This is a genomic window from Treponema endosymbiont of Eucomonympha sp., assembly GCF_001028545.1.
In genome coordinates this window covers 1-504 of the sequence record NZ_BBPW01000529.1, presented here as the reverse complement: position 1 = coordinate 504, position 504 = coordinate 1, and the positions used below count along the sequence as shown (strand labels likewise).

Annotated in this window: 1 protein-coding gene; it reads right to left on the bottom strand. The window is 53.8% G+C overall.

Features of this window, described 5'->3' with window-relative positions; translation table 11 throughout:
• Positions 1 to 176 (bottom strand): transposase (locus AWU74_RS10935; RefSeq protein ID WP_162505073.1); only part of this gene is annotated, 176 nt, incomplete at its 3' end.
• Between the last annotated feature and the right edge of the window lie 328 nt (positions 177 to 504).

Here is a 504-nt window from a genome sequence, read left to right as displayed (position 1 = left end):
GGCATGTCTCTCCACGGAGCGCCCGTGCGCGTCTGCCACGCTACCGCGTTGATAAACAAACGGTTGTCTTTCGCCACTCCCCCGCGTTTCCCTGCCTGTCCGGGCAGCAGTTCTTTTATCCGTTCCCGCGCCTCGTCGCTTATATCGTGCCGGTGAATGCCTTCTTGTCTTTTCATGCTTCTATTTTACCTCTTTTCCCCTATCCAGTCCACACTACCTAGCGAGAACCTCCCGCGCGGGCGGCTCGGCTGCCGCCGCCGCTTTTGTGCCCCGAAAATATTGACAATGTGCGAAACATGTTGTATGTTTTTATACATAGTAAACGCATTTCCGGAGGGAAAGATGAATGCAATGAGAAAGTTTTTGACCGCCACTGCCGTAACAGTAGTCGCGCTGGGAATCGGGGCAGCTCTCTATTCCTGCGGCAGCCCGACAAGTTCTCCAAGCGGGGACGCTAATGTAGGCGGGGCTGCTCGAAATTCATACTATAACCATATTTGGCTA